We start from the raw sequence: 14,663 nt of genomic DNA, 5'->3' as shown, positions 1-14,663 counted from the left end.
TGATTGCCTCATCGGTCTCGTTCGCGTCTACGCTAGTGGTCCCACTCGATCTGGAGAGACAAGGATGACTCGCCGCCCGCTACGCCACCATCAACGCTTCGATTACCGCGCCATCACCGACAGGGACACGTGGCGCTGGCCCGGCGATACCGACCTCGCCGTCTATATCGGTTTCAACCTGGAGCATTACGCTTTCGGCGAAGGGCGCGGCGTGGGGATCGCGCCACCAGCACCGGAGGGCGAACCAGATGTGCTCAATTACGCCTGGCGCGATTACGGCAATCGCGTCGGCGCGTGGCGCTGCCTGGAACTCTTCGAGTCGCTGAACCTGCCGATCGGCGTGATCGCCAACACCTCGATTCTCGATCACTGCCCGACGCTACTGGACGCGTTTCAGGCGCGTGGTGACGAGCTCATCGCTCATGGTCATACCAATGCCGAGCGCCAAGGCCAGATGAGTGAAGCGCAGGAGCGCGAGCTGATCCACGACTGCCGGGACCGGCTCGCCGAACGCTACGGCGCCGCGCCAAGTGGCTGGTTGTCACCCTGGATTTCGGAGAGCGAGACGACGCCCGACCTGCTCCGCGAAGCGGGATTCGGCTACTCCCTCAACTGGGCCCACGACGACCGCCCGATCACCATGCAGACGGCTCACGGCGACCTGTGGTCGATCCCCTATCCGCAGGAGCTCAATGATATTCCGACGATATCGGCCCATCGCGTCTCGATGGACGAGTTCGCCACCATGATTCGCGATCAGTTCTATGAGCTTCGGGAACAGTCCCGCCACCAGCCGCTGGTCATGGGTATCGCGTTGCATCCGTGGCTGATCGGTCAGCCGTTCCGTCTGCGCCAGTTGCGCGAAGTGCTTGGTGAACTTGCCGCCTATGGCGAGGCCGAGCGGGTCTGGTGGACCACGCCCGGCGCCATCGCCGATCACGCCAGCCAGCAGACGGCCTCGCGCTCGTAGCTCGTAGCTCGTAGCTCGTAGCTCGTAGCTCAAAGCACCATCGCTGCGATCCACCCGAACGCCAGCAGCGGCACGTTGTAGTGCAGGAAGGTCGGCACCACGCTGTCCCAGATATGGTCGTGCTGACCGTCGGCATTGAGCCCGGCGGTGGGCCCCAGGGTGGAATCCGAGGCCGGCGAGCCGGCATCGCCCAGCGCCGCCGCGGTACCGACGAGCGCGACGGTCGCCAGCGGCGAGAAGCCGAAGCTCAGCGCCAGCGGCACGTAGAGCGAGGCAATGATGGGAATGGTCGAGAACGACGAGCCGATGCCCATGGTGATGAACAGACCCACGATCAGCATGATCAGCGCCGCCAGCCCCTTGTGGTCGCCGATCATCGCCGCGGAACTCGTCACCAGGCTGTCGACGGAACCGGTCGCCTGCATCACCCCGGCGAAACCGGCCGCGGCGATCATGATGAAACCGACCTGGGCCATCATCCGCATGCCTTCGGTGAAGACATCGTCCTGTTCGCGCCAGCGAAACACGCCGCTGGCGGACAATAATGCGAAGCCGAACAGCCCGCCCAGCACCATCGACTCGGTGAGCAGTTGAACGACCACGGTGCCGACGAGAGCGAGCGCCAGCACCAGTTTCTGCCAAGGCTCGAGACGTTGGCGTGCCCCTTCGAACTGATCTTGGGCTCGGGCCTGGGCCTGGGCCTGGACCTGAGCGGACTCGGGGTTCTGACCGACGAGCGCACGGTCTTGGTAATCCCGCGGACGACGATAGCTGAAGAACACCGCGACCAGCAGCCCCAGTGCCATGCCGCCGATGGGTATCGCCATCGCCAGCGGCACCTGCGCGGCCTCGATATGAAGGCCTAGATCCGCGCCGCTGGCGTTGAGATTGCCGAGCAGGATGTCGTTGAGGAAGATCGCGCCGAAGCCCACCGGCAACAGCATGTAGGGCGCGGTGATACCGAAGGTGATGACGCAGGCCACGGCGCGTCGATCGAGCCTGAGACGATTCATCAGCACCAGCAGCGGCGGCACCAGAATCGGAATGAAAGCGATATGCACCGGGATCAGGTTCTGCGAGCTGATCGCGGCCAGCAGCAGACAGCCCAGCAAACCCAGCGTCACCTTGCGCCGACCTGCTCCGACGCCCTCGAGATGAAATCGCTCGACGGCGCGGCGAGCGAGCCCCTGGGTAATTCCCGAACGCGACAGCGCTACCGCAAACGCTCCCAGCACTGCATAGGAGATGGCGACCGTCGCCCCGTTACCCAGCCCGCCATTGAAGGCCTCGAGAATCCCGTCCAGCGGCATCCCCGCGTAGAGTCCGCCCACGAGTGCCGCAACGATCAACGCAAACACCACCGAGACCCGCGCCAGACTCAACGTGACCATGATCAGAATGGCCAGCACCACAGCATTCATGAATCGCCTCTTTTCAAACCGTGAACCCTGCCTGCCGGGCCCTGCCGCCAGACGAAGCCGCCGATGATATCGACCCCGCCAGTGAACGCCAGGAAAAATCGGAAAAAAGCGGATTACCGCAAACGAAACGGGGCGGCCAACTGGCCGCCCCGTTCGGGATGTCCTTCTATCGTCGTTGTCAGTGCCTTGGCGTTATCAGCTGGCCGCCGGATGCGCGGGATAGTTTCTCTCTTCCGGCGGGGTCGGGAAGTACTGATAGAGCCAGGTTTCGCTCACCGCCTTGTCATCGGCGGTCAGGTTCAGGCGCATGTTGATCGGATCGGTGGAATCGCTGGTCGGATACCAGTCGAACTGGATGCGGAAGCCGTCGATCTCCTCGACCCACAGAATCTCGAGCTGCTTGACGTCGCCTTCGGGCACATCGAGCTGGGTATGGATGCCGATATCGTTGTCGTAGAAGTGCTTGAGCTGACCGCCGATGAAATCCACCGCGATGCGCTTGGCCCAGACTTCGGGATAGTGCTCTCCCGGCGCCCAGCCCTCGGGGAAACCACCGATACCGGTGAAGGTCTTGCGCACCCGAGCCAGATCCGGCTTGACCGGCGGTTGCGCGCTCCAGTGGAGTTTGTAGCCGTAGCTCAGCGTCTGCCCCGGCTCGATCGCCTGCTCCGGCTTCCAGAACGCCACCACGTTGTCCATGGTCTCGCCGGTGGTGGGGATTTCGAGCATCTGGATGGCGCCCTTGCCCCACTGGCCCTTGGGCTCGACCCACAGACTCGGACGCTTGTGATAGTTGCCGACGATGTCTTCGTAATGGCTGAAGTCGTGGTCCGTCTGCAGCAGGCCGAAGCCCTTGGGGTTGTCGTCTGCAAAGGTATTGAACTGGACCCGCGGCGGATTGTTGAGCGGCCGGCAGACCCACTCGCCGTTGCCACGCCACATCGACAGTCGATCGGAGTCGTGGATCTGCGGGTGGAAGGTCAGGCACATGTCGCGCTGCTGGGTACCGCAGCTGAACATGCTGGTCATCGGCGTGACCCCGAGCTGGGCGATCGTTTCGCGAGGATAGAGGTGCTTGTCGATATCCATCACCACGCGATCATCCTCGCAGTGAATGACGAAACGATAGGCGCCGGCCAGGCTCGGCGAATCCAGCAGCGCATAGGCGGTAAACGTGGTCGCGCCCTTCTCGGGCGTCTCGAACCAGAATCGGGTGAAGGCGGGGAACTCCTCCTTGTTGCCGTCGCTGTAGGTATTCACCGTCACGCCGCGCGCCGAAAGGCCGTATTGATAGGTGTCATCAACCGCGCGGAAATAGCTGGCGCCCAGAAACGAGACGATATCGCGCTCGGTCAGCGAGGGCTCCTTGAACACGCGGAAGCCGGCAAAACCGAGATCGCCCTGGCCTTCGAGCTGGGAGACGTCGACATCGGCCTTGGAGTAATCGAACAGATCCGGGCGGAAATGGATCTCCTTGGCTTTCTGGGTAGCGGGATCGATCGAGTACATCCGCACCGGCTGGTTGAACGCCATGCCGACATGGAAGAACTGGATATCGAGCGGGCCATTCATACGCTTCCACAACGAATGGTCGGGATCGTAGCCGATGGCGTTGTATTGCTGCGGCGTCAGATTGGCGAGCGTCGGCGGTAGCTGCTCGACGTTGCTCTGGTAGGCCTTGGCTGCCAGGCCTTTGGCGAACTGCTGTAGCCAATCGAAGCTGAACGCCTCGGACTGCCCATCCGCGATACCGCTGGAAGCCCGCGCCGCCGCAAACAGCGGGGCCGAGGGCAGACCATACCAGGCGGCCAACGCGATGGAGCTCTTCAGCAGGGTTCTACGATCCATGAACACGCATCCTTTAGTGAATTGCCGTCGATGTCGCAGCATACCCGATCGTCGCGAATCGGGCTGCCTCGGGAAGAATCTCCTATCAGACGCCATCGCGCTGGCGGGGTTCCGTTCCTCGCCGTTGGTGGAATCGCCGGAAAACGAGTGGCGTGCTAACGTCGATCGCATCGTCATCCGCCGACCGCGAGAGGCCCCGTGAAACGACGCTACTCCTCCCATTACCGCTGGCGCCGCGCCCAGAGCATCGACGAGCTTGCATGGATGGCGCGTCGCCGACTCCCCGCCTTCGCCTGGGAATATGTCCACGGCGGCTCGGAAGACGAGATCACCCTCGGCGACAACCGCCGCGCCTTTGCCGCCTGGGGCTGGCAGCCGCGCACCCTGGTCGACGTCGAAGCCCGCGACAGCCGAACCCGGCTGCTGGATGGCCCCGCCGAACTGCCACTGGCGATCGCGCCCACCGGCTACAACGGCATGCTGTGGCGGGACGGCGATATCGCCCTGGCGAAGGCCGCGGCCAGTCGCGGCATCCCGTTCACCCTGAGCACGGTCTCCTGCGCCAGCCTCGAGCAGATCGCCGCTGCGGTGCCGGCGGTGAGGCTCTGGTTTCAGCTCTACGTGCTGGACGACGAAGCGGTTCGCAATGACATGCTCGAGCGGGCGAAACACGCCGGCGCCGAAGTACTGATGGTCACTACGGACACCGTGGTGCTGGGGCGTCGGGAGTGGGATTCGAGAAGCTATCTCAACCCGCGGCGTCTGGCGTGGCCTTACCTGCTGGACGCCGGCCTGCATCCGCAGTGGGCCTATCGTGCGCTCTGGCCCCAGGGATTGCCGACGCTTGGCAACTTGATGAAATATCTGCCCAGGGAGCAACAGAGCGCCGGCAGCGCCGCCGGCTACATCAATCAGCGCATGACGCGTCGGCTGACCTGGGAAGTGCTGGCCGATATCCGCAAGCGTTGGCCCGGCAAGCTGCTGATCAAGGGAATTCTCAACGCCGAGGACGCGCGCGAGGCCAAGCGCATCGGCGCCGACGGCGTGGTCGTCACCAATCACGGCGGGCGCCAGCTCGACGGTGCCCCGGCGACGTTGGACGCCCTGCCCGAAGTGGTCGACGCGGTAGGCGATTCGATGCACGTGCTGCTGGATAGCGGCGTTCGACGCGGCAGCGACATCGCCAAGGCGGTAGCGCTAGGCGCCGAAGGCGTGCTGTGCGGACGCGCCACGCTCTACGGCTTGGCACTCGGCGGCGAAGCGGGTGCGGCCCACGCCATTGATCTGCTCAAGGATCAGCTGCACAACGTGATGGCCCAGCTCGGCCGCCCCGCTCTCGACCAGCTCGATGCCAGCTGTCTGCGCCGTTCACCCTATGCATCGACCCAAGGCGACTCACCCCAGCGCGATTCATCCCAGCACCCAAGCAACGCCCTGCCGGGTGGAGAGACGCCGGGCGATATGCCCTAGATTCCCAGCCCTTTCGACAGCGAGGGCTGGACGACTTCGATCCAGTAACCGTCGGGATCCTTGACGAAGATCACGTTTTTCATCTTTCCCTGGTCCGAGCGCTTCTTGAATTCGACGTCGTTGGCATCGAACCACTGCTCTGCCGCCGCCAGATCCGGCACCGAGAAGCAGATATGCCCGAAGCCCTGCGGCTCGGCGTTGCCGTCGTGGTAGCGGAGGTCGGGGTCATTCTCGCTGCCCCAGTTGTGAGTCAGCTCTAGCACGCCTTTCTGCGAGAAGGTGTAGGCGGTGCGCTCGCCGTCGTCCTCGGGGATGGCGCTTTCGTCGTCGACCCGCGCCAGAAAGTAGAGCGTGAACTGCATCTCGGGGAAATCGAGCTTGCGCAGCAGGCGCATGCCGAACACGCGGGTATAAAACGCGAGCGAGACCTCGGGATCCTTGGCCCGCAGCATGGTGTGGTTGAGTACGAAACCCTGGCTATCGGCGGTGGCGGGCTGCACGCCGGGAACCTGATCTTCGGCGATCGTCATGGAACACTCCTTGGGCTGACGATGAAAAGAGGGACTAAGACGGATGATGACGACGTCGTGGGCGAAGGCATCGGTGGGAGAGATGAGGGCACCGTCCGGCCGTCACAAGCGCCGACGTCGATGCGGTCATGTCGCTGACGGACCCGGCCGACGACTTTGCGCTACCCGGACTCTGCTCTACACTCGGTTGAAACCGGCAAACAGGGCCCACGGGCATGGCGACAGGCACGATTCCCCACCCCATGGCGCAACGCGCTGTCACACCTCGAACCCGCGCTTGCCGACCGCCGGCTCTTTCTCGCCTAAGCCTGTTATTCACCGGGCTGCTTTTGCTTCTGCTGGCCGGCTGCAGCACGCAGAAGGCGATCGTCACTCGCGACGACGGACCCGCCATCGATGGCAACAACCTTTCCATCGACCGCATTCTGGTGATGTCCGCCGCCAAGGATGCGCTCGGCACGCCTTATCAATGGGGCGGCAGCACGCCCAGGGGCTACGACTGCTCGGGACTGGTTCAGATGGCCTACGGCAAGATCGGCGTCTCGTTGCCACGGACGTCCAACGATCAGTTTCACGCTCTGAAAGAGATCGATGTTGCCCGTCCCGGCGATCTGCTGTTTTTCGGCGCCGGCAGCCACGCCACCCATGTCGGTATCTACATGGGGGATCGCCAGATGATCCATGCCCCCGGCAGTGGGCGAACCGTCAGCGTCTCGTCGCTGGATATCCGCTATTGGCGCAAGCACTACCTGGGCGCGGCCGCCCCCACGAACTGACCGGGTCGTCGTAGCCCGCACACGGATCCGAGAGTGCCAACTGGGGGGGCATGTGAGGGAAAAACCGTCGCGCCCTTGAGATATCGGATCTTGGCTACCACGTTATGGGTACGTCACTCATCCATGTTACGGATACATCGCACGAGCGCAGGCATGTCGTTATGGCTATCGATTGTTTCACAGCGCCGCCCTCGCTCGTCATGATGAGCATTCGACTCTAGGCTTCGAACCGAGGCCGCCAACGGCAACAGGAGAAAGTCATGGCTTTGCAACTTGGCGATACCGCTCCCGATTTCACCCAGGAAAGCACCGACGGGCCGATCAGCTTTCACCAATGGGCCGGCGACAACTGGGTCATCCTGTTCTCCCATCCGGCGGACTTCACCCCGGTCTGCACCACCGAACTGGGCGAAGTCTCGCGTCTCAAGCCGGAATTCGAACGTCGCAACACCAAGGCAATCGGGCTCTCCGTCGATCCGCTGGACGATCACACCCGCTGGGTCGGCGATATCGAGGAGACCCAGGGCTGCGGGCTCAACTTCCCGCTGCTGGCCGACGGCGACCGCTCGGTGAGCGAGGCCTATGGCATGATTCACCCCAACGCCAGCGGTACCAATACCGTGCGTTCGGTGTTCATCATCGACCCAGCCAAGAAGGTGCGCCTGACGATCACCTATCCGCCCAGCACCGGCCGCAACTTCGCCGAGATCCTGCGCGTGCTGGACAGCCTGCAGCTGACCGACGGCTACAAGGTCGCCACACCGGTCAACTGGCAGGACGGTGACGACGTCATCATCGTGCCCTCGATCGACAACGAGAAGGCCAAGGAACTCTTCCCCAACGGCTGGGACGAGAAGAAGCCCTATCTCCGCGTCACCAAGCAGCCGAACAAGTGATCGTGATGGCATGGCGTCGGTAACGCCATTCAATAACGATGCCTTGCAGAAACGGCAACGCCCGCACTCTTTCGAGTGCGGGCGTTTTTGTGAGCGGCGGTGCGAGTTACCGAAAATCTTTCAAGAATCCGTGAAGAAGATAGCTCGGGAAAACGACGGTGAGCTGACGCTCAGTCGCTGTCATCCGCCGCCAGCCAGCCGTCGACCAGCTTCCGATTCTCTTCGATCCACTGGGCCGCACCGTCATCGGGATCGCCGGCTTTCTCGATCGTCAGCATCAGCTGGGAAAGCTGCTCCGGCGTCATGTGCCAGGCATCGAGCATCTTCGCGACGTCGGGATGCGACGCGGCGAAGCCCTGATACGACACCCATTTGATCTGCTCGCCGGCGCTGTAGGTCTTCTTGGGGTCCTTCAGCACCTTGAGATCGTACTCGGCAAACGCCCAGTGGGGCTGCCATAGCGTCACGGCGATCGGCTCGTGGCGCTGATAGGCATCCTTGAGCTGCGCCAGCATCGCCGACTCGCTGCTGCTCAACTGGCGAAACGGTAGCGAATACTGTTCGATGGTGGCATCGGTTTCGCTGGCGATCGACGAGCCGGGCTCGATGCCGAAAATCGTCGATTCCCCCTGATACTCGAAATCGTCGGCATGCGCCTTGAGCTGCTCGATGGTATCGATGTCTTCGACGTAGGCTGGCACGACCAGTGCATCCAGCGCATCGTCGTACCAGGTGTCGTGCAGGCTGATCCGCTCTCCATAAGGCTTGAGATATTCGGAATCGCTCGGCAGCCAGACCTCGAGAGACACATCGATATCGCCCTCCGCCAGCCCGCCGAACAGTACCGGCTTGGAGACTTCACTCAGCGATACGTCGTGCCCTTTTTCGTCGAGCAACTGCTGCCACATGTGCGAGATGGCGATGTTTTCGGCCCAGTTGTTGGTGCCGATGGTAACGCTATCCGCCGCGTTAGCCTGAGTGGCCACACTGCAGAGGACGGCGCCGATCAGGGCGGTCTTGATTGATTGCATGAAAATCCTGTCCTTGGCCTCGGGGCGTCGTCACCGTGAGCAGCAAACGGTGCCACGGCAGGATTTCATCATAGCCGACGATGGCGTTGGCGTGGGTTCGTAGCTCGCAAAAAACGCACCTGATCCGAGGGACCGGGTGCGTCGATATCACTGTGCTACGGGTAAGCGCTCGTCAGCAACGCGTGCAGTGCTTGAGCGTTTCGGCCTCGTCACATTCGAGGCGTGGCGCTGATCGTGGAAGTGCCGACGACCGTCGCGGCGGAGGCAGCAGCGCATGCGGGCGAATCAGCGTCATCAGCATGGCGCGTACCACGTGCGCGAGCACGTAGACAACGACGGCCATAATGATCAACGCCTTGATGCGCCCTGAAATCTTCACGCTGCTTCTCCTTGAATAGAGGGGGCCGGATTCTAGATAAAGGAGTCCGATGGCACACAGGATATAACCACAAGATTGTGACGAAAAATTGAAGGCATCGATAAGCGGTATGCGAGTCATCGATGCCAGAGGTGTTTTTCAGAGGCCTTTGCCAAAAATCTTAGCCAGAGGTCCTTGCCAAAGATCTATGTCAGAGATCTTTGCCAAAGATCTATGTCAGAGGTCTTTGTCAGAGATCTATGCTGGAATCACACTATCGGCAGAGAGGAACGTCGCTTGAGATCATTCAAGACCGATTTCCCGCTGGATCAAAGCCGCTGCCATCTGGAAACCGGCCCCATCGTACTGGTCGGCTCCCAGTGGCAGGGCGAACGCAATCTGATGGTGATGGGCTGGCACATGATGCTCGGCTTCGCGCCGGCACACTTCGGCTGCCTGATCACCGCCGGCAACCATAGCCACCGGCTGGTGCGCGAAAGCCGCGAATGCACGATCAACGTGCCGACGCTGGATCTTATCGATGCCGTGGTCGGCGTGGGCAACAGCGATGGCGACGACATCGACAAATTCGAGGCGTTCGGGTTGACCCCGGTCGCAGGAGACGAGGTCTCGGCCCCGCTGGTCGCCGAATGCTACGCCAGCTTCGAATGCCGGCTGGCCGATGATAGCCAGATCGACCGCCACGAGCTGTTCATCTGGGAGATCGTCAAGGCCCACGTCGACACCTCGATCGAGCTCCCGCGGACGCTCCACTACCGTGGCCATGGTCGCTTCATGGTCGCCGGCGACGAGATCGACCGATCGGAGGATTTTCGGATCCAGAATCTCTAGGCGGCTGTCCTGCGAAGCCGATCTGTCACCGGCCCGATAACCCTTCGAAGAAGCTCACCGCATTCGCCTCGAGCCCTTTCAGGTAGTAGCCGCCCTCCTGCACCACCAGCGTCGGCAGGTCGAGATCGGCGATGGCGCGGCCGAGCTTGCCGAATCCCGGCGTGGAGACCGACACCTTGGCCTGGGGGTCTTTCTCGTGAATATCGAAGCCCAGCGCCAGCACCAGCGCATCCGGTTCGAACAGACGAATGGCCTGACAGGCTTCCTCGAGACGCTCGAAGAACACCGACTCCGGTGAGCCATGGGGCATCGGCAGGTTGAGGTTGTAACCCAGCCCCGCGCCGCGCCCGCGCTCGTCCTCGAAGCCGGTGACCGCCGGGTAGAAGTTGGTGGTGTCGCCATGGATCGAGATGTACATCACGTCATCACGCTCGTAGAAGATCTCCTGCACACCCTGGCCGTGGTGCATGTCGGTATCGAGTACGACCATGCGCGGATAGCGCGAAGTCAGATGCTGCGCGGCGATGGCGGCGTTGTTGAGAAAGCAGAAGCCGCCGGCGGAATCGATACCCGAATGATGCCCCGGCGGGCGCGACAACGTGTAGGCGAAGCGGTCACCGCCGAGCAGGGCTTCGGCACCGGCCACCGCGCTCTGGGCCGCACAGTAGGCGGCCTGCCACGTATGCTGGCCCACCGGCGCACTGCCATCGGCCAGGTAGCGCGCGGTCTCGGCGAGAATCCCGCGCAGCGCATTGGGCGAGCGCACGAAGATGCTGGAGATCACCTCTTCGCCCCAGTCCTCGTCGAGCTCGTGCCAGCGCCGATAGGCGCTTTTGAGGAAGCGCAGATAGGGCAGCGAGTGCACCGCCCGCAAGGGAGCGACCCCATGATCCGCCGGTTCCCGAATCTCGAAGCCGAGCCGTCTGGCCGCCGCCAGCAGATGCTCGGCGCGATCGCGAACTTCCTGGGGTTCTCGCATCCTGCCGCGGGAAAAATAGGTCTGCGGCTGGTGCAACAGTTGGTCGTCGTGAAAAAAGGTCTTCATCGATGTTGTCCTTGTCATACGCAGCCCACCTGATCCTCAATAGCCCGCGTGGCGATCCACGACGCTTGCCGGCAGCTGGCCGTCATCCAGCCGCGCCATCGCTTCGGCGACCTCGTGGGCCACCTGAGTCGGCGTCGAATCGCAGGCATCGTGCGGGGTCACGACGATCCTGTCGTGGCGCCAGAAAACATGATCTGTCGGCAGAGGTTCCACTGCAAACACATCCAGCGACGCCGCCGAGAGCTGCCCGCTATCGAGCGCGGCGAGCAGCTCGGCCTCGATGAGCTGCTCGCCGCGGCCGACATGGATCAATACGGCGCCGGTCGGCAGGCGAGTGAACAGCTCGGCGTTCAGGATGCCGCGAGTTTCCGGCGTCAGCGGTAGCAGGTTGATCAGGATCTCGCTGCGCGCGGCGAGCTGAGCGAGACCCTCGTCACCACTGAAGCCCGTGATACCTGCCGGCAGATTGCGCCCGCTACGCGAATGGATCGCCACATCGTAATCCAGCGCCTTGAGTGCCCGCCCGACGGCCCCGCCCATCTTGCCGGCGCCCAGAAGACCGACACGCACGTCACTGGCATCGCGCTTGGGCAGGCGCTCCCAGTGCGCCTGTCGCTGATGGGTCAGGTATTCGCCGAAGCGGCGGTGGTGCCAGAGCACGTGCCAGGTCACGAAACCCGCCATCATCTGGGACTGGGATTCACCGGCAATCCGCATCAGCGGTACGTCACCGGGCAGGCTCGCGCTGGCCAGAATCCCGTTGACGCCGGCGGCGATCGACGACACCAGGCGCAGGTTAGGGTAGGGCCGAAAATCGTCGGCGCCCGGGTCCCAGGCCAACGCGAAGGTGACTGCCTCGGGATCGGCGACATCCTGCGGCAAGGCCAGATGAAACTGCGGCGTCGCCTGCTCGAACGCCGCGATGTATTCGGTCATGATCTCCGGAGAACCCAGCAGGACGCCGCAAATTTTTCGCGCCATGCTCAGCCCTCGAAATCCGGCTGAATGCGCTTCAGCAGGCGCAGGTAGGCGTCCCACTCCGGATCGTGGTCGGTGACGCCGTGATCCGAATCCCACTCTTCATATTGCCGGGCGGTGTGCTCGGCAAGCGCAGGGTCGACACGGCGAATCTCCATGCCGCTACCCATCAGCGCCAGCTGCGCCTGACAGCTGCGCTCGAGATTGTGCATCCGTTTGAACGCCTCGCCCACGGTGCGCCCGCACACCAGCATGCCGTGATTGCGCAACACCATGACCGGCTTGTCGCCGAGATCGGCCACCAGGCGCTCGCGCTCGGCCAGATCCAGCGCGATGCCCTCGTAGTCGTGATAGGCGGTACGCCCGTGAAACTCCATCGACCACTGATTCAACGGTAGCAGCCCCTCTTCCAGACAGGAGACCGCCACCCCGGCGACCGAGTGCGTATGCAGCACGCAGTGCACGTCCTGTCGCGCCTCATGGATCGCACTGTGAATGGTGAAGCCGGCCTTGTTGACGCCTGCGCTTTCCGGGTCATCGATCACGTTGCCCTCGAGATCGATAGTGACCAGATTGGCCGCGGTCACTTCCTCGAAACGATAGCCGTAAGGATTGATCAGGAAGTGTTCCTTGCCCGCCTCGGCCCGCGCCGAGATATGCGTATAGATGCTGTCATCGAGCCCGAAGTGGGCGATCAGGCGGTAGGCGGCCGCCAGATCACGGCGCGCGTCGGACTTTGTGGTAGATCGGGAGGTATCTGTCAGCGTATCCATCTCGCTCTCCTGGTGGGCTCGATCCGGGTTGCGCATCGGGCAATCGTGACTGGGCTGTGTTGTAGGTAAGCTATCAGGCCGCTCTCAAACTGTCGACACTCGACAGTCGACCCAGGTCAGGTTTTCAGCGATAGTGCCACGATCGGTAACCGCCAGCCCAACGAGACGACATGACGACGACCACGCGGGGATTTGCCACCATCCAGCAGCGCGATCTGGTCAATCAGATCGCCGACATGCTGACCGAAGCCCTGCTCAAGGGAGAGTTTGCGCCGGGCATGCATCTGGCCGAGGCGCAGCTGGCGCGCGACTTCGGCGTCAGCCGGGCGCCGGTTCGCGAGGCGGCACGCCTGCTCGAAAGCCGCGGCATGCTGGTGTCGCAGCCGCGGCGCGGCTTCTTCGTGCGCACCTTCAATGCCGAAGAACTCGACGATGTCTACGATCTGCGCCTGTGTCTCGAGCGTCATGCCGTTCGCCTGCTCGCCGGCAAACTGACGGCCGAGATGGAGGCGTCGCTCGACGCCCAGCTCGAGACCATGCGTCGGGTCGCCAGCGAGGGATCAGCGGTCCAGCAGATCGAGGAGGACGTCGCCTTTCACCGCATGCTGTGCGAGTTCAGCGGCAATCAGCGGCTGGTGCGGGTATTCGACGAGCTGTGCCACGAGATGCGTTTCTGCATTCTGCTGATCGGCCAGCTCTACGACGACCCCACACAGGTCGCGGAGAGCCACCAACCCGTCATGGACGCGCTGCGGACACGAGATCCGGATGCCTGCGAGGCGGCGATCGACTACCACATCGGCATCGCCCAGCAGCGGGTGGTGGAGATGTTTAGGGAGCGGGAGACGTCCTGAACGGTCGACGTTCCAATCGACTCTCCCCGTTCTGACATCCGTGGCTCACTTGGATAGGATGAGAAATACCTTCGATCTCGGAGCCGCCATGCCACCCATCACACTCGACACACTGACCCACTGGGTCTTCGACATGGATGGCACGCTGACCGTCGGCGTGCATGACTTCCCCGCCATTCGCCGTCATCTCGAAATTCCTGACAGCGCCGATATTCTCCATCATCTGGAAACGCTGCCCGCGGCCGATCGCGATGCCAAACACGCCTGGCTGCTCGAACACGAGCGTGAACTCGCCATGCGTTCCACCGCTGCCCCCGGCGCCATCGAACTCATTCCAGGCACTAGGCGAGCGTGGCTGTCGGCTCGGCATTCTGACCCGCAATGCCAAGGAGCTGGCGCACATCACCCTCGATGCCATCGGCCTGGATGACTGCTTCGCTCCCGATGACGTGCTCGGCCGCGACGAGGCACCGCCCAAACCCCACCCCGGCGGACTGGAGCGCTTCATCCAACGCTGGAAGGTGGCGCCATCGGATCTGGTCATGGTTGGCGACAGCCAGTTGGATATGGCCTGCGGCCGAGCCGCCTGCGCGCGAACCGTGCTGGTCAACGCGCCGCAGGCCCGGGAGACGAGAGACGCCGATTGGCATCTCGCGGATTGTCGGGCGCTGGCCAAGAGACTCGTCAACGACAGCTGATCATTCTATCGCTCCCACCACTCCCATCACTCCCATTACTCCCGAAGCGTCGTATCAGCGCGCTCGGTGACCGGGCGCGACCCTTCACTTCTCTCATCGATAACGGCCAGATAGACGTCAGATACCGGGGATGCCGATCGGACCTGGCGCATCAGGAATCGGC

Annotated in this window: 14 protein-coding genes and 1 pseudogene; 7 read left to right on the top strand and 8 right to left on the bottom strand. The window is 62.9% G+C overall.

The annotated features are described in order from the left end of the window. Positions 1-64 precede the first annotated feature (64 nt). Entirely contained in the window at positions 65-970 is a 906-nt protein-coding gene (locus tag BTW08_RS00855) for a polysaccharide deacetylase family protein (RefSeq protein WP_075560612.1), read from the top strand. A gap of 29 nt (positions 971-999) precedes the next feature. Here the strand turns inward: BTW08_RS00855 and BTW08_RS00850 are convergent, their stop codons facing one another. Further along, complete coding sequence (locus tag BTW08_RS00850) at positions 1,000-2,391, bottom strand: Na+/H+ antiporter family protein (RefSeq protein WP_075560611.1); 1,392 nt, start codon at positions 2,389-2,391, stop codon at positions 1,000-1,002. Positions 2,392-2,586: 195 nt separating this feature from the next. Further along, on the bottom strand, positions 2,587-4,239 hold the full coding sequence (locus BTW08_RS00845; RefSeq protein ID WP_075560610.1) for a glucan biosynthesis protein: 1,653 nt from the start codon (positions 4,237-4,239) through the stop codon (positions 2,587-2,589). Between the two features lie 198 nt (positions 4,240-4,437). Between BTW08_RS00845 and BTW08_RS00840 the strand changes: the two genes are divergently transcribed. Continuing rightward, positions 4,438-5,709: an alpha-hydroxy acid oxidase gene (locus tag BTW08_RS00840; protein ID WP_210403160.1), complete on the top strand. Its 1,272-nt coding sequence runs from the start codon at positions 4,438-4,440 to the stop codon at positions 5,707-5,709. Here the strand turns inward: BTW08_RS00840 and gloA are convergent. Continuing rightward, positions 5,706-6,239 (bottom strand): lactoylglutathione lyase, encoded by a 534-nt coding sequence (gene gloA / locus BTW08_RS00835; protein ID WP_075560608.1) that lies wholly within the window; start codon positions 6,237-6,239, stop codon positions 5,706-5,708. The genes BTW08_RS00840 and gloA overlap by 4 nt on opposite strands. Positions 6,240-6,481: 242 nt before the next feature. Here gloA and BTW08_RS00830 point away from each other — a divergent pair, with 242 nt between their 5' ends. Further along, entirely contained in the window at positions 6,482-7,015 is a 534-nt protein-coding gene (locus BTW08_RS00830) for a C40 family peptidase (RefSeq protein WP_075560607.1), read from the top strand. 257 nt (positions 7,016-7,272) lie between these two features. Then, positions 7,273-7,911: pseudogene (locus tag BTW08_RS00825) on the top strand (peroxiredoxin); the annotation flags it as partial. Between the two features lie 170 nt (positions 7,912-8,081). On the opposite strand, the gene BTW08_RS00820 reads toward BTW08_RS00825, so the two are convergent. Together BTW08_RS00820 and BTW08_RS00815 are read right to left on the bottom strand one after the other, a co-directional pair. Then, on the bottom strand, positions 8,082-8,942 hold the full coding sequence (locus tag BTW08_RS00820) for a glycine betaine ABC transporter substrate-binding protein (protein ID WP_075560605.1): 861 nt from the start codon (positions 8,940-8,942) through the stop codon (positions 8,082-8,084). Positions 8,943-9,114: 172 nt separating this feature from the next. Next, positions 9,115-9,321 (bottom strand): hypothetical protein, encoded by a 207-nt coding sequence (locus BTW08_RS00815; RefSeq protein WP_075560604.1) that lies wholly within the window; start codon positions 9,319-9,321, stop codon positions 9,115-9,117. Positions 9,322-9,597: 276 nt separating this feature from the next. Here BTW08_RS00815 and BTW08_RS00810 point away from each other — a divergent pair, with 276 nt between their 5' ends. Then, on the top strand, positions 9,598-10,152 hold the full coding sequence (locus tag BTW08_RS00810) for a flavin reductase family protein (RefSeq protein ID WP_210403159.1): 555 nt from the start codon (positions 9,598-9,600) through the stop codon (positions 10,150-10,152). Positions 10,153-10,177: 25 nt separating this feature from the next. Here BTW08_RS00810 and BTW08_RS00805 read toward each other — a convergent pair whose 3' ends face one another. The 3 genes from BTW08_RS00805 to BTW08_RS00795 are packed head-to-tail and all read right to left on the bottom strand — an operon-like array spanning position 10,178 to position 12,948. Next, positions 10,178-11,197, bottom strand: coding sequence for a histone deacetylase family protein (locus BTW08_RS00805; protein WP_075560602.1), 1,020 nt, complete (start codon positions 11,195-11,197; stop codon positions 10,178-10,180). Positions 11,198-11,233: 36 nt separating this feature from the next. Next, complete coding sequence (locus tag BTW08_RS00800; protein WP_075560601.1) at positions 11,234-12,178, bottom strand: glyoxylate/hydroxypyruvate reductase A; 945 nt, start codon at positions 12,176-12,178, stop codon at positions 11,234-11,236. 2 nt (positions 12,179-12,180) lie between these two features. After that, the gene (locus BTW08_RS00795) at positions 12,181-12,948 is read right to left on the bottom strand and encodes a class II aldolase/adducin family protein (protein WP_075560747.1); all 768 of its coding nucleotides are present in this window, start codon (positions 12,946-12,948) and stop codon (positions 12,181-12,183) included. 170 nt (positions 12,949-13,118) lie between these two features. On the opposite strand from BTW08_RS00795, the gene BTW08_RS00790 reads away from it, so the two are divergent. After that, positions 13,119-13,802: a GntR family transcriptional regulator gene (locus BTW08_RS00790; protein WP_075560600.1), complete on the top strand. Its 684-nt coding sequence runs from the start codon at positions 13,119-13,121 to the stop codon at positions 13,800-13,802. A 284-nt stretch (positions 13,803-14,086) separates the two neighbouring features. Next, positions 14,087-14,500 (top strand): HAD family hydrolase, encoded by a 414-nt coding sequence (locus BTW08_RS00785; protein ID WP_210403158.1) that lies wholly within the window; start codon positions 14,087-14,089, stop codon positions 14,498-14,500. The last annotated feature ends 163 nt before the right edge of the window (positions 14,501-14,663 follow it).

The organism is Salinicola sp. MH3R3-1 (assembly GCF_001937155.1).
GTDB lineage: Bacteria > Pseudomonadota > Gammaproteobacteria > Pseudomonadales > Halomonadaceae > Salinicola > Salinicola halophyticus.
Note: the sequence above shows the minus strand (reverse complement) of the source record. Positions and strands in the feature narration are given on the sequence as shown.

Excerpts from the sequence above, each read along its gene's own strand:
- BTW08_RS00855 (WP_075560612.1), top strand. The coding sequence starts at position 65 with ATGACTCGCCGCCCGCTACGCCACCATCAACGCTTCGATTACCGCGCC.
- BTW08_RS00850 (WP_075560611.1), bottom strand. The coding sequence starts at position 2,391 with ATGAATGCTGTGGTGCTGGCCATTCTGATCATGGTCACGTTGAGTCTG.
- BTW08_RS00845 (WP_075560610.1), bottom strand. The coding sequence starts at position 4,239 with ATGGATCGTAGAACCCTGCTGAAGAGCTCCATCGCGTTGGCCGCCTGG.
- gloA (WP_075560608.1), bottom strand. The coding sequence starts at position 6,239 with ATGACGATCGCCGAAGATCAGGTTCCCGGCGTGCAGCCCGCCACCGCC.
- BTW08_RS00830 (WP_075560607.1), top strand. The coding sequence starts at position 6,482 with ATGGCGCAACGCGCTGTCACACCTCGAACCCGCGCTTGCCGACCGCCG.
- BTW08_RS00820 (WP_075560605.1), bottom strand. The coding sequence starts at position 8,942 with ATGCAATCAATCAAGACCGCCCTGATCGGCGCCGTCCTCTGCAGTGTG.
- BTW08_RS00805 (WP_075560602.1), bottom strand. The coding sequence starts at position 11,197 with ATGAAGACCTTTTTTCACGACGACCAACTGTTGCACCAGCCGCAGACC.
- BTW08_RS00800 (WP_075560601.1), bottom strand. The coding sequence starts at position 12,178 with ATGGCGCGAAAAATTTGCGGCGTCCTGCTGGGTTCTCCGGAGATCATG.
- BTW08_RS00795 (WP_075560747.1), bottom strand. The coding sequence starts at position 12,948 with ATGGATACGCTGACAGATACCTCCCGATCTACCACAAAGTCCGACGCG.
- BTW08_RS00790 (WP_075560600.1), top strand. The coding sequence starts at position 13,119 with ATGACGACGACCACGCGGGGATTTGCCACCATCCAGCAGCGCGATCTG.